Genomic DNA, 13,836 nt, shown 5'->3' with positions numbered 1-13,836 from the left:
TAATGGGACATTTGACCAACATCAGACGCTCTAGCCATATATTGTTCGCCATTCTTATTTTACCAGCCATTGACTCTTTGGAGCATTCATGAATTCTGTCAGCACCTATCAGAACACTCCTGCACTCACACCTGTGCATTGGTTTCGTAATTCTGCCCCGTACATTAACACCCATCGTGGCAAAACCTTTGTGGTTATGTTTGGTGATGAGGCGGTCGCTCGTGACAATTTTAGTACGCTGATTCATGATTTTGCACTGCTACACAGCTTGGGCATCAAATTGGTGCTTGTGCATGGTGTACGCCCACAAGTGGAAAAAAATTTACAAAATCGCAAGCTGATATCAAACCTACATGAGAATGTGCGTGTAACACCGTATGAATCTATGCCTGCCATCTTGGAGGCAGTCGGCTCAATTCGTCTACAAATCGAAGCTCGGCTGTCGATGGGGCTTGCTAACTCCCCAATGTACGGATCTCGTATTGATGCCATTTCGGGTAATTTTGTCACCGCTCGCCCTTACGGCATCAGAGATGGTATGGATTATCAGATGACAGGTGAGGTACGCTCAATTGATGTCGATGCCATTCGCCATAATTTGGATAATGACCATATTGTCCTACTAGGACCGACAGGTTTTTCGGTTACGGGCGAAATTTTTAATCTATTGGCAGAAGATGTAGCACTGACCACAGCCATTGCCCTGCAAGCTGATAAACTGATTTTCTTAGGTGAGCAGGATGGTATCATCGGCCAAGATGGTCGCTTGTTGCATGAACTTATCCCCAATGAAGTCGATCGCTTACTGCGAGATTGTGATGATCATGAAGAGATTTCGCACTTTTTACGCTGTGCTGCCAGTGCGTGCCGCCAAGGCGTACACCGCACTCATATCATCTCTTATGCCAAAGACGGTGCATTGATTGAAGAGCTGTTCACGCGTGATGGGTCAGGCACCTTGATTAGCCATGACCCTTATGAAGAGATCCGCCATGCAACGGTAAACGATGTCATCGGTCTGCTTGAGCTACTTAAACCTCTCGAAGAACAAGGCGTCTTGGTACGCTGTAGCCAAGAGCGTCTAGAGCAGGAGATTGAGTTTTATAATGTGATTGAGCGTGATGGCACCATTTTGGGCTGTGCCGCACTTTATCCACTAGATGCCCAATCAGCAGAAGTGGCAAGTCTTGCCATTCATCCTGATTATCGCAAAAGCAGCCGTGGTGCTGATTTATTGGCTTTTTTAGAGCAGCAAGCACGAAGCCATGGACGCCATCAGTTATACGCTTTGACAACTCATACCGCCCATTGGTTTATTGAGCAAGGGTTTAGCGAGGTATCGGTAGATGAGCTGCCAAAAGACCGTCAACGCAAGTATGATCATAGTCGTAATTCAAAAGTGCTTAAAAAATTATTATAATTGATGTATCAATAAAAATCCCAAGCGATGTGCTTGGGATTTTTATAGGCAGATGTTTTGTGATTCAATCAACCAAACACACGAAGAAAAGCTTGTAAAATGGTTGCATTCACAAGATCCACAAAAAAAGCACCCACCATCGGCACAATCAAAAATGCCTTATGTGATGGGATATAGCGATCGGTGATGGCTTGCATATTGGCAATGGCGGTCGGTGTTGCACCAAGACCAAATCCACAATGACCCGCCGCCAAAACAGCAGCATCATAATCTTTGCCCATCGTACGAAAAGTAATAAAATACGCATAGCCAATCATCGCCAAAGTTTGTGCTGCCAAGATAATCAAGACAGGGCCTGCCAAACCAGTCAACTCCCACAGTTTGAGTGATAATAAAGCCATCGCCAAAAACAGTGATAACGCTGCATTACCAAATACATCGATGGCACGATCAAACATATCAAAATTAAAGAAAGTGGTTAAAATATTACGAATGACGACACCGCCAAATAACGCCCAAACAAAGGTCGGTAGCTCAAACCAAGTATCTTTTGCAACACCTGTCATAATGTCTGCAAATGCCAAACACGCAGCAAATAATGCCAAAGTTTCGATGGCTGAGCTTGCTGTAATCAAGCGAATATTATCAGGTCGCTCAAACATTTGTTTGTGTGCAGTATCATCATCAAGGTTGTGCGTGGTGTTGTATAATGACTGGTCATTTGCCAATTGCTCCATCTTAGATGGGCTGACTGCATGGGCTGTTGGTTTGATGCCAAGCTTGTTGGTTAAACGCTTAGCCACAGGCCCACCGATAACACCCCCTGCCACCAAGCCATAGGTTGCACACGCAATGCCTAAGGTGGTTGCACCAACAACACCATATTTATCCTCAAAAGTATAACCCCAAGCACCTGCTGTACCGTGACCCCCTGTCAAAGATACTGAACCTGCAACCAAGCCCAGCAAAGGATCTAGGCCCAAGGCACTGGCTAAGCCGACGCCAACTGCGTCTTGAAGTAAAATAAATCCTGATACCACAAATAAAAAGATAATTAATGGTTTACCGCCTGCTTTTAAGCGTCCAAAATCTGCCGATAAACCGATGGATGCAAAAAACATCAACATACATGCTGTTTGTAACTCTTTTTGAAAAATAAAGCTATACCCAAAAAACCAATTTAGGCAATAGACAATCACCGCTGCAATTAAACCGCCTGCAACCGGCTCAGGAATATTAAAATCCCCCAAAAACTTAATTTTCTTGACCAAAAGACGCCCCAGTAATAATACCAGCGTCGCTAAAATCAGCGTATAATAGCCATTTAAAGTAATTTCCATAAGTATTCCTATCAGGGCAAATTTCACACTTTATCATGCACAGTTATACTGCTGCACCAGCCAGTCATGATAATCCCAAGTTGTTTAGTCAATTTAAGACGCAGCAATAATTATAAAGCATATTATTTATAGCCATCAGCGTATTTAAACAATTACAGCATTCATTTGTTACAATTTGTTTCAAAAATGGCAATCTATCCGTGTTTAGATGCTTGGCAAATCTATCTAAAAACCCCAAATCATATCGATTTGGGGTTGAAGTCATGTCGACATAAGCCAAATTAACGCAAAAATGCGCGTGCATTACGGAATAATCGCATCCATGCACCATCATTGGTCCATTCGTGGGGTTTCCAAGAATGATTTACGGCGCGTAGAGTACGCTCAGGATGTGGCATCATTAAAGTAACACGGCCATCATTACTACAAATGCCCGTGATGCCCTGCGGTGAGCCATTGGGGTTTAGTGGATAATGCTCAGTTGGATTGCCTTGGCTATCAACATAGCGAAGTGCGATTTGACCATGATAAGTTAGATCTGCCATCGATTTATCATCTAAATTAGCATAGCCCTCACCGTGGGCAATAGCGACAGGCAGGATGCTGTCTTGCATCCCTTTGAGTAATACAGATTTGGTACGCTCAATCCGTACATTCACTGTGCGCGCCTCAAAACGAGCAGATTTATTGGCAATAAAACGAGGGAAACTCTCAGCACCAACCATCAAGTCTTTTAGCTGGCTCATCATCTGGCAGCCATTACAGACGCCTAGGGCAAAAGTTTCGGGGCGATGGAAGAATCTGGCAAACTGCATCCGCAGTTCATCATGAAATAATATTGAGTTTGCCCAGCCAGAACCTGCACCCAGCACATCACCATAACTAAAACCGCCACATGCCACCAAACCCTCAAAATCACGCAGGTTAATTCGCCCACTCATCAGATCGCTCATATGCACATCGATGGCATCAAAACCTGCACGCACAAAACCTGCACCCATCTCTAGATGTCCATTAACGCCCTGCTCACGCAAGATGGCAACTTTTGGTTGGGTAGTACGGCTATTGACATAGGGAGCTTCTACCGCCAAATCCAAATCATAATTAGCATCGGCAATCAAGCCATGATGATTCATATCATCAATTAAAGCAAACTCTTGATCGGCACAGATTGGATTATCACGCAAACTTTGGATGGCATGGCTAACTTTTGTCCACTGTTTTTGAAGCTCGCTACGAGTAAAAGACAATGTCTGACTTGGTGTGGTAATGCTTAACACATCAAGACCAGCACCGCCTGCTGGGGTTGTTTTGGCTTGACCAATTAAGCTGACAAACTCACTAACGCCATGCGTTTTGGCCAAATCAACAAATGCTGGCACATCATCAGGCAATACTTGAACCACAGCACCCAGCTCCTCAGCAAATAACTGACCGAGCAAATTTTCATCACTAAGTGCAAGGGTAATCGCCATACGACTGGCAAACTGCATCTCTGCCACCGAAGCAATTAAACCACCATCACCAATGTCATGATAAGCTTGAATGACGCCTGCTTTTGCTGCCGCCTGAATAAAAGCAAAGAAATTGGCCAAATCCTCTGGTCGCTCCAAATCTGGACAATCACAGCCCAGCTGATTTAATGTTTGCGCCAAAATTGAGCCACCCAAACGCAATTTACCTGATGACAAGTCAATGCGATACAATGCCGAATCGGTATTATTTAAGGCGGCGGTGAGTGTACCTGACACATCTTGAACAGGGGCAAAGGCTGTAATAATCAGACTCATCGGTGAGGTAACCGATTTTTCAATACCATCTTCGCCCCAAACCGCTTTCATCGATAAGCTGTCTTTGCCCACTGGAATGGCAATACCAAGTGCTGGGCATAGCTCTTCGCCCACCGCATGAACCGCATCAAATAATGCCGCATCTTCTTTTTCATCGCCACAAGCGGCCATCCAGTTAGCAGACAAAGTAATGTCGCTGATTTTATCAATGCGGGCTGAGGCAATATTCGTCACCGCTTCAGCGACTGCTAAGCGTGCAGAAGCTGCTGGGTTGATAAGTGCAACAGGTGCACGCTCACCCATTGCCATGGCCTCACCTGTGATAGCATTTAAGGCGGTACTAGTAACCGCACAATCTGCGACAGGCACCTGATAACGACCAACATATTGATCTTGGGTAACCATACCTGTAATCGAGCGGTCGCCGATAGAGATTAAAAAAGACTTGCTGGCAACTGTGGGATGACGCAACACATCTTTAATGCTGTCTTTGATATTCACCGAAGCTGTATCCAAGGGCTTAAGGGCGAATTCGGTACGATTAAAGCTTCGCTTCATTTTGGGGGTGCCGCCCAATAAAACCTGCATCGGCATATCCACAGGACGCTCTGGAAGCAAGCTATCATCAACGATCAGTTGACGCACTGTGGTTGCTGTGCCTAAAATGGCATAAGGGCAACGCTCACGGCTACAAATGCTGTCAAACAGTGCCTCACTTTCAGGGCGAATGGCAAGCACATAACGCTCTTGTGCTTCATTTGACCAAATTGCCATGGGTGACATACCTGCCTCAAGCGAAGGGACTTTGCGTAAATTCAGATGTGCCCCAAGTTCATGATCATCGACCAGCTCTGGCATGGCGTTGGACAATCCGCCAGCACCGACATCATGGATTGAGATGATTGGGTTGGCATCCATACCATCTTTGGTCATCGCCCAGCAGGTATCAATCACCTCTTGACAACGGCGTTCCATCTCAGCATTATCACGCTGTACAGAAGCAAAATCTAAGCCCTCATCAAGTTTACCACTATCAACCGAACTGGCAGCACCGCCACCCAAACCAATCTGCATGGCAGGTCCACCCAATACAATCAACAAATCCCCCTCTTGGATGGCATTTTTTTGAACCAAGTCACGCTTGATGTTACCATAGCCACCTGCAATCATAATAGGCTTGTGATAACCACGCATTTGGCTACCATCTTGATGATCAGAGATATCTAGCTGAAAGGTACGAAAATAACCATTTAAATTAGGGCGACCGAACTCATTGGCAAATGCTGCACCACCCAACGGCCCTTCAATCATAATATCCAGTGCCGATACCATACGAGAAGGCTTGCCATAACTGACGGCCGATACCTGCCCTGTTGTTTCCCATTTTTCAGGCATCGTCGGTAGATGTAAATGCGAAACACTAAATCCTGTCAAACCTGCTTTAGGCTTACCGCCACGACCTGTTGCACCCTCATCACGAATCTCACCACCTGCACCCGTTGCTGCACCTGCAAATGGGGCAATGGCGGTTGGGTGATTATGGGTTTCAACCTTCATCAAGATGTCAATTTGCTCTTGATGAAACCCATATTGGGCATTGCCTTCGGTCGTTTTGGTGGGATAAAAACGCTCTGCCACAAAACCCTCCATGACAGCGGCATTATCTTTATAAGCCGATAAGATACCCTCTGGATTTTGTTCATGCGTGTTACGAATCATCTTAAATAAAGACTTAGGCTGCACCTCGCCATCTACCGTCCATTCAGCATTAAAGATTTTATGACGGCAATGTTCTGAATTGGCTTGAGCAAACATCATCAACTCAACATCTGTTGGGTTACGACCCAACTTGGTGAAATTTTCCACCAAATATGTCATATCTTGGTCGGATAATGCAAAACCATATTCAGCATTTGCTTGTACTAAAGCATCTTTACCCATGCCCAAAATATCAACCACGCTCAAGTGGGCAGGTTCGCCATCAACAAACAAAACCGACACATCCGATAGCTCATAGACAAGGCTTTGGGTCATACGGTCATGTAAAATTGATTCAGCGATGGCAGGCAAACGCTTGGGCAAATTCTCGCCTGTAAGTGTGTACACAATGACACGCTCAACTCGCCCAATAGTGACACCACAGTTATTAAAAATATCTGTTGCTTTAGATGCCCAAGGGCTGATTGTCCCAAAACGAGGTGCAACCACCACTTGAATCTGTGCATCATCAGCTGTGTTTAGGCTAGGCGCTTGACCTTGGTTTAATAAATCAATCGCCTTTTGATGGTCAGATTCTGACAGCGGTGTATCAAACACATAAACTTGCTGACTGCTCAAGGTATAAATATTTAGCCCAGCTTTTTGTTTGAGTTGGTCGGCTAATTTTTGTGCTTGAAAATCTGTCAAAAACTCCAAGCCTGCGATGGTGCTCATCATGGTGGTTACCCTTTGCTAAAGACGCCAAAAAGGTGGCAATGGTATCAAAAATAAATGTCTTTTATTATAACAGATTTTAAGGCAATATTTTAGGTAAATCAAACAAGGAACGAAAATTTCATCCCCAATATCAAGATTATTTTGGGCTTAATCGCACCTTAAAAAGCACTCAGTCTAGGCGAGATAAATCAAGCTTTGGATTGATATAAAATACCAAAAAAGTACCCACCACTACCAAAATGCTGGTCGTGATACCAAGGCGGGTAACAGGATCTAACTCAAATAAACCAATCAGCAGACCGCCAAAAATACCTACCGAAAACTGCAATGCGCCTTGTAATGCACTTGCCAAGCCTGCACGCTTTTTTTGAAACGCCAAAGCAATGGCAGTTGCATTTGGCTGTGTCAAACCAAGTCCTGCAATACAAATAAACAGACTGGCAAATACCCAATAAAAACTTGCTTTACCGCCAAAAATAAGCCCCAATATCAATAAGACACCAGCTGCCGCCAACTGAATGACTGCCCCTGTGCGTAGTAGATTTACCAAATGAAAACGCTTGGTTAAAAATTGGTTCACCTGCGTCAATGCAATAAACCCAAACGCATTCACCCCAAAAGCGATGGCAAATTGATGCTCTGTCAGCTGATAATTCACCATAAACAGCTCACTTGAAATTGACAAATAAATAAAAAACGCACCTTGAAGCAACCCTGATGCAACTGCAGGCAACATAAAAGTACGGTCTTTTATCAAACCAAAATATTGCCCAAAGCTTTCAGACATCGGGCGAGTATTGCGGTTTTCAGGCTTTAGGGTTTCTTTTAAGAAGCATTTGGTTAATAATAAATTTAGCACCCCAAAACTTGCCAAAAACCAAAATATGCCATGCCAATCTGCTACTTTTAAGATTAATGCACCCAAACTTGGTGCCAAAATCGGTGCAACACCCATCACAAGCACCATCAAACTAAAAGCACGGGCTGACTGCACTGGATTGAGCGTATCACGAATGGCGGCTCGTGTGACGACTGTCGTCACACAGGCACCAAGTGCTTGTAAGGTTCTTGCAATAAATAGCGCATATTCGTTATTGGTTGTTGCACAGATGATTGATGCGATGATAAAAATGCTCATGCCCAAGTATAATGGGCGTACTCGCCCAATACGGTCGCTAAATGGTCCATAAAACAGCTGCCCAAACACCAATCCCAAAAAATACGCTGGCACAGATTTGGCAATCGTACCGACATTGACGCCAAAATCTTCTGCCATACTCGGAAAAGCTGGCAAATACATATCAATCGATAAAGGTCCGATGGCAATCATCACGCCCAGCATCATCACCCAAAGCACGGGAAATTTTGTCTCTTGGTTGTTTGTTATGGTCATTTTAAACTATCATTATGTATGGGTTTGTTATAAAACTGATTATTGTATCATAGGTATGTTTATTTTAATTTTTATTCATTTGCAAAATATCTTGCAAGCCCTGCTTATTTTTGATAAAAATAACCTTCGTTCTTTTCTTTAATTGATGCCACCCATGACCGCCGTCCTGCCATCACTTGCCCCCCTAATCTTACAACATCAGCTGATGACAGAAGATGCCTTATCAAAAGCTGCCACTGATGCCAAAAATTTGCAACGCTCATTTGTTCAGCATTTGGTCGCAAGCGGACTCATTGATGCCGCCAAGCTTTTGCACATCCAAAGTTTAAGCTACAACTTACCCATTTATGAGCCGCCCAGTCAGCTTAGCCAAGTCGTTGAAACAGGCCTAGACCCTGCATTATTTATTAAATATCGAATGCTACCTTTAAGCTGTGATAAGCACATGCTGACCTTAGCTATGAGCGATGCCACCGATAAAGATGCCATTGGGGCCATGCGTTTTCATGCACGCCGTCAGATCCGACCTATGCTGGTTGAAGAAGATAAGCTATCTGCCTTATTAGATAGACTATATTTAGATACAGATACTTTTGAGGATACCCAAAAAATAGGGCCAAACTCCCAAGCTACAACAGATGACGCCCCCACTGTAGGCTTTGTCAATAAGTTATTCACCGATGCCATCCGCCTAAAAGCATCCGATATTCATTTTGAGCCTTATGATGCCAGTTATCGCATTCGCTTTCGTATTGATGGGGTAATGCAAGTGATACACAATCCACCCAAATCAATGGCCGCTCAGATTGCCTCTTATATCAAAGTCATGGCAAATTTGGATATCGCTGAGCGTCGCCGTGCTCAAGATGGACGCTTAAAATTTGATGCTCAAGATGGGCAATCGGTGGACTTTCGTGTCAGCACACTGCCTACTTTACATGGTGAAAAGGTCGTACTTAGGCTACTGGACTCTGCTCAGGCACTCATTGGGCTAGATGCACTTGGCATGGACGATGCTCAAAAACAGTTATTTATTCATGCACTATCACGCCCTCAAGGCATGATTTTGGTCACAGGTCCTACAGGATCAGGTAAGACAGTTTCGCTGTACACAGCTTTGATGCGTCTTAATCAGCCTGAAATTAATATTTTAAGCTGTGAAGATCCTGTTGAGATTAACTTAGCTGGTATTAATCAAGTCAATATTAATCCTAAAGTACAGCTGGATTTTGCCGATGCACTCAGAGCATTTTTACGCCAAGACCCTGATGTCATTATGGTTGGGGAAATTCGTGATACTGACACCGCCCAAATCGCCACAACCGCCGCTCAAACGGGGCATTTGGTCTTATCAACGCTGCACACCAATTCAGCCAGTGATACCATCACGCGTATGCACAGTATGGGCGTGCCATCTTTTCATTTGGCAAGCAGCTTAAGCCTAATCATCGCCCAAAGATTAGCTCGCCGACTGTGCGATGAATGCAAAAAACCCATCACCATTCCCGATGAGGCATTACGCTTGGCAGGGTTTAGCGATCAAGATATCGCCAAACAACCAACACTGTACGCACCTGTCGGATGCCATAAATGTAAAAATGGCCACAAAGGACGCATTGGTATCTTTGAGGTATTACCCATCACGCCGCCCATGGCCGAATTGATTTTAACGCAGGCATCTGCCGCCAAAATTGATGCTTTGGCACGCACCCAAGGCCATGACAATCTTAGACAAGCAGGCATCAAAAAAGTACTCGCCGGCCAAATCAGCCTCACTGAGATGCACCGTGTCACCTCTGAATCATGGCTAAATCACTAAAGCACTGTGCATCATACTGTGGATAAATCGCATTTTTAATGAAAAAATTAAATAAACCTTTGGCTAATCAAGGCATGACAAATAAGACCTTGTCTAAATCGCCCAAAATGCTCATGTTTGATTATCATGCCAAATCTTATGATGGTAAAACGGTCAGCGGTCAAATCAGTGCCAATAACATGAGCTTGGCAAAGGCACGGCTACGCAAACAAGGCTTTTATCATATCCATCTGACTGCCAAGCAAGCGCGGTGGCACTTTGAGCGTCCCATTGCTAATAAGCAGATTTTGCTTAGTCTTCGTACCTTGGCAACACTCTTAACATCAGGTGTCGTTTTGACCGACGCACTAGATATCGCTGCTAAGACCACAACGAACGGCCGCTTATCAAACAAGCTCATCCAAATCAAGCAGTGCATCGAGCAAGGAGAGAATTTCACCCAAGCCATTGCCAGTCATCCAGAGTTTGGCAGTTTAGCACTGGCGCTCATTGATGCTGGCGAAAAATCTGGTACGCTTGATATTATGCTTGAGCGAGCCGCTGAGCATGCTGAACAACAAGCACTTCGCCAATCTCAGCTTAATCAAGCGTTGCGTTATCCTGCCGCCATCGCACTGACTTCACTTATCGTCAGCACCGTGATGCTTTTAAAAGTCGTGCCAAGCTTTGCAGCAAGCTTTGGCAATATGGGCAATGAGCTACCAACCATCACGCTGTGGGTGCTGTCACTGTCACAATGGTTGTCGGCAAATTTTTGGCAGCTACTATTGGTGGCGATAACGAGCATTGGACTGTTTATTTATTTTTATAAAACCAATACACGCCTAAGGCTTTGGTGTGCCAACACTGCTTTTGGTTTGCCCATTTTTGGCAAACTCATCCAAGCGGTTGGTAGCGCGCGTTTTGCTCAGACATTATCCACCACATTTAGCTCAGGCGTGCCTTTGGCACAGAGTATTGTTTTGGCGGGGCGAGCCTGTCATCATGTGCTATTTTTTGATGCCAGTGAACAGATTGCAAAAGCTGTCAAAACTGGCACGCCGTTGGGTCAAGCCATGGCAGACACCAAGCTGTTTTCGCCCATGAGTGTGCAGATGGTAACGGTGGGCGAAGCCTCAGGCAGGCTGTCTGAGATGCTTGATCAAATTGCCAAACACCATGATAAAGAGGTCAAAGATAAAATTGATGCTTTGATTGGCATGATTGAGCCTGCCATCATCATTGTTATGGGTGTGCTCATCGGTGGGCTTGTACTGGCGATGTACTTACCAATATTTAATATGAGCATGGGGGCATAATGGCCTTAATATCATTGGCGTCTATGCCCAACTGGATATGGTACACCCTAATTGCTCTACTGGGTGCAGGGGTGGGCGGCTATCTTATCCATCTGATATATACCCTACCTTATCGAATGATGCTTGAATGGCAGGCAGAAATGATACAGGTGATTAATCCCATCATCCTAGACGATGCCCAAGATAAGCTTTTGACAGGCTTTGGGTCATCTTATCATCAAAAAGTTGCACCTGCCTATTTATACGCCATTATGATGCCACTTAGTGCCTTGCTTAGCATCAGTACACTGGCTATCCAAGGCATATCAATCATTGGTGCTTTGTCGGTGATCTTTGTGTGGTTTGGTCTTGGGCTGGCAGGCATCGACTATCGAGTGCAACTACTGCCCGATCGTCTTGTGCTGCCACTTGGCATGATTGGCTTGATGGCAAATGGCTTTGGGGTTTTGACCACGCCTGTAGATGCCATCTTTGGAGCGGTCGTTGGTTTTTTGGTACTTTGGCTAATCAATGCCTTGTATCGTTTGGCACGCCGACAAGATGGCATGGGGCTTGGGGATGCCAAACTTTTGTCCGCTTGCGGGGCATGGCTTGGTATATGGCAGCTGCCTATAATTGTGTTTATCGCTGCGGCGTTGGGTGTGGTGGCAGGCATCATCATCCAAAGACACCAAGGTAAGGCATCTGCGTTTGCTTTTGGACCATATCTTATTATGGCAGCTTGGGTGGTGTTGCTCTTTGGCGAGTACATACAGGCGTATATTGGCATCAGATAAGGATATTTGATCAAACTTTTATCATTGATTTAAGGTAGACATACAGAACTTGGCTACTTGACTGCTGTTAGTTTATTTAAAATGAGTTCATTTAACATGGTCAACAATGATTGAAACTCACATGAATTAAAACATACCATAAGGAGAGATGATGTTCATATTGGGTTTGACGGGTGGCATTGGTAGTGGAAAAAGTGCTGTCAGCGACTATCTTGGTAAGCAAGGCATCACAGTGGTCGATGCTGACATCATCGCTCATCGCCTAACATCGGATGGTAGCCCACTTTTGATTACCTTAAAAAAAGCACTGGGAGATTGGGTGCTTGATCATCACGGGAGATATGATCGTGCAGCGGTACGGGCGCGGGTATTTAGTGATGCACAGACTTTAGATCAGCTCAATGCCATCATACACCCTGCCATTCATCAAGCCATCTTAGATGAACTTGGCTGTTCACAGTCTGCTTATACGATACTTTCGGTGCCACTTTTATTTGAGGGGCGACACAAATCCCCCAATCTGCTGGCACTTTGTGATCATTTGCTTGTCGTAGATGCCAGTAGTAAGATTCAAAGACAGCGTGTTGCCAAGCGTGATGGTCATAATCCCACTCAAATCCAAGCCATCATCGATCAACAAATCAGCCGAGAACAGCGACTGGACTTGGCTCAAAAAATCGGTGCAGATATCTTAGTCAATGATAAAACGCTTGATGAACTCCACCAAACCCTTGATATACTTCATCAAAAATATCTGGCAATGGCAGCACAACATGGCTTAAAATGAGCTGTTCGGCTTGTTTAAGAATGCTTGCTCTTGTGTGGTGGATACTCGCCCAAGTATCGCATTGCGATGCGGATAGCGTCCAAATTCATCAATAATTTCTTTATGCCGACGCTCATACGCCACGGTTGTTGCATCGGTGAATTGCTCAAACAGCGTCATGGCTTTTTTATGAATCAGCTTAGATTCTGAATGCATATACGGCATGAGCATAAACTTACGCTCATCTAAGGCTAAAGACTCAAACTCTGGTAATACGATCGCTTCTTGGGATAATACCAACGCCATACCATCATTCTCAAAAGCTTTTGGTGTATCTCGATGAATATTGCGTGAAAACTGATCAAGCACAATAATCTCAGCCAACCGACCCAAAATATCACAACGCCAATCTGCACATTCGCCAGCTGTCGCCGACTCTAGCACCTTGCCAAACTGCTGACTAATCTTTTGATCAAACTCAAAAGATTTAGCAAACCACACTGGCTGAGCGTCTTTTGAAAACCAAAATTCTAATACCGATTGTGCCAAAGGATGCATGATAATCTCTCCAAACATATCATCATATCGTTCATATTAATAATACTGATAAAATAAAAATCGTCTTTATTAGCTGCCGCTTAAATATTAGTCACCGCCCAAACTTATCATTTTAAAGACAAGATTAAGACAGATTAATCAATCATCCTATAGCTAACCATACTAACACCCAGATGTGGATTTTGTTTGATTAGCTTTGGTCTTGGTGTGATGTTGTTCACCCACTGATTTAGCCCATTT

General features: G+C 44.4%; 9 protein-coding genes. 5 read left to right on the top strand and 4 right to left on the bottom strand.

Features of this window, described 5'->3' with window-relative positions:
- The first annotated feature begins 88 nt into the window (after positions 1 to 88).
- A complete protein-coding gene (gene argA / locus HMPREF2573_RS01215; RefSeq protein ID WP_070472283.1) occupies positions 89 to 1,420 on the top strand; it encodes an amino-acid N-acetyltransferase in 1,332 nt (443 codons plus the stop codon).
- Between the two features lie 68 nt (positions 1,421 to 1,488).
- Here the strand turns inward: argA and gltS are convergent, their stop codons facing one another.
- From gltS to HMPREF2573_RS01200, 3 genes are all read right to left on the bottom strand, one after another.
- Positions 1,489 to 2,760 (bottom strand): sodium/glutamate symporter, encoded by a 1,272-nt coding sequence (gltS, locus tag HMPREF2573_RS01210; RefSeq protein WP_003666588.1) that lies wholly within the window; start codon positions 2,758 to 2,760, stop codon positions 1,489 to 1,491.
- A gap of 281 nt (positions 2,761 to 3,041) precedes the next feature.
- A complete protein-coding gene (gene purL, locus HMPREF2573_RS01205; RefSeq protein WP_070472281.1) occupies positions 3,042 to 6,986 on the bottom strand; it encodes a phosphoribosylformylglycinamidine synthase in 3,945 nt (1,314 codons plus the stop codon).
- A 169-nt stretch (positions 6,987 to 7,155) separates the two neighbouring features.
- Positions 7,156 to 8,379 carry a multidrug effflux MFS transporter gene (locus HMPREF2573_RS01200; protein WP_003663398.1) on the bottom strand — a complete coding sequence of 408 codons (1,224 nt, stop codon included), beginning with the start codon at positions 8,377 to 8,379 and terminating at the stop codon, positions 7,156 to 7,158.
- A gap of 154 nt (positions 8,380 to 8,533) precedes the next feature.
- Here HMPREF2573_RS01200 and pilB point away from each other — a divergent pair, with 154 nt between their 5' ends.
- The 4 genes from pilB (at position 8,534) to coaE (ending at position 13,059) form a co-directional block, all read left to right on the top strand.
- The gene (pilB, locus tag HMPREF2573_RS01195; protein WP_003672798.1) at positions 8,534 to 10,198 is read left to right on the top strand and encodes a type IV-A pilus assembly ATPase PilB; all 1,665 of its coding nucleotides are present in this window, start codon (positions 8,534 to 8,536) and stop codon (positions 10,196 to 10,198) included.
- A gap of 38 nt (positions 10,199 to 10,236) precedes the next feature.
- A complete protein-coding gene (locus tag HMPREF2573_RS01190; protein ID WP_003663396.1) occupies positions 10,237 to 11,496 on the top strand; it encodes a type II secretion system F family protein in 1,260 nt (419 codons plus the stop codon).
- Entirely contained in the window at positions 11,496 to 12,272 is a 777-nt protein-coding gene (locus HMPREF2573_RS01185; RefSeq protein ID WP_003663394.1) for a prepilin peptidase, read from the top strand. The genes HMPREF2573_RS01190 and HMPREF2573_RS01185 overlap by 1 nt, the downstream gene beginning before the upstream one ends.
- A 151-nt stretch (positions 12,273 to 12,423) precedes the next feature.
- Positions 12,424 to 13,059 (top strand): dephospho-CoA kinase, encoded by a 636-nt coding sequence (coaE, locus tag HMPREF2573_RS01180; RefSeq protein ID WP_083297491.1) that lies wholly within the window; start codon positions 12,424 to 12,426, stop codon positions 13,057 to 13,059.
- Here the strand turns inward: coaE and HMPREF2573_RS01175 are convergent.
- Positions 13,051 to 13,596: a DUF924 family protein gene (locus tag HMPREF2573_RS01175; RefSeq protein WP_003663392.1), complete on the bottom strand. Its 546-nt coding sequence runs from the start codon at positions 13,594 to 13,596 to the stop codon at positions 13,051 to 13,053. The genes coaE and HMPREF2573_RS01175 overlap by 9 nt on opposite strands.
- Between the last annotated feature and the right edge of the window lie 240 nt (positions 13,597 to 13,836).

Origin of the sequence: Moraxella sp. HMSC061H09 (assembly GCF_001809255.1) — a bacterium.
Lineage (GTDB): Bacteria > Pseudomonadota > Gammaproteobacteria > Pseudomonadales > Moraxellaceae > Moraxella > Moraxella catarrhalis.
Note: the sequence above shows the minus strand (reverse complement) of the source record. Positions and strands in the feature narration are given on the sequence as shown.

Bases quoted from the DNA above. Each gene is read 5' to 3' on its own strand.
- argA (WP_070472283.1), top strand. From the start codon at position 89: ATGAATTCTGTCAGCACCTATCAGAACACTCCTGCACTCACACCTGTG.
- gltS (WP_003666588.1), bottom strand. From the start codon at position 2,760: ATGGAAATTACTTTAAATGGCTATTATACGCTGATTTTAGCGACGCTG.
- purL (WP_070472281.1), bottom strand. From the start codon at position 6,986: ATGATGAGCACCATCGCAGGCTTGGAGTTTTTGACAGATTTTCAAGCA.
- HMPREF2573_RS01200 (WP_003663398.1), bottom strand. From the start codon at position 8,379: ATGACCATAACAAACAACCAAGAGACAAAATTTCCCGTGCTTTGGGTG.
- pilB (WP_003672798.1), top strand. From the start codon at position 8,534: ATGACCGCCGTCCTGCCATCACTTGCCCCCCTAATCTTACAACATCAG.
- HMPREF2573_RS01190 (WP_003663396.1), top strand. From the start codon at position 10,237: ATGAAAAAATTAAATAAACCTTTGGCTAATCAAGGCATGACAAATAAG.
- HMPREF2573_RS01185 (WP_003663394.1), top strand. From the start codon at position 11,496: ATGGCCTTAATATCATTGGCGTCTATGCCCAACTGGATATGGTACACC.
- coaE (WP_083297491.1), top strand. From the start codon at position 12,424: ATGTTCATATTGGGTTTGACGGGTGGCATTGGTAGTGGAAAAAGTGCT.
- HMPREF2573_RS01175 (WP_003663392.1), bottom strand. From the start codon at position 13,596: ATGCATCCTTTGGCACAATCGGTATTAGAATTTTGGTTTTCAAAAGAC.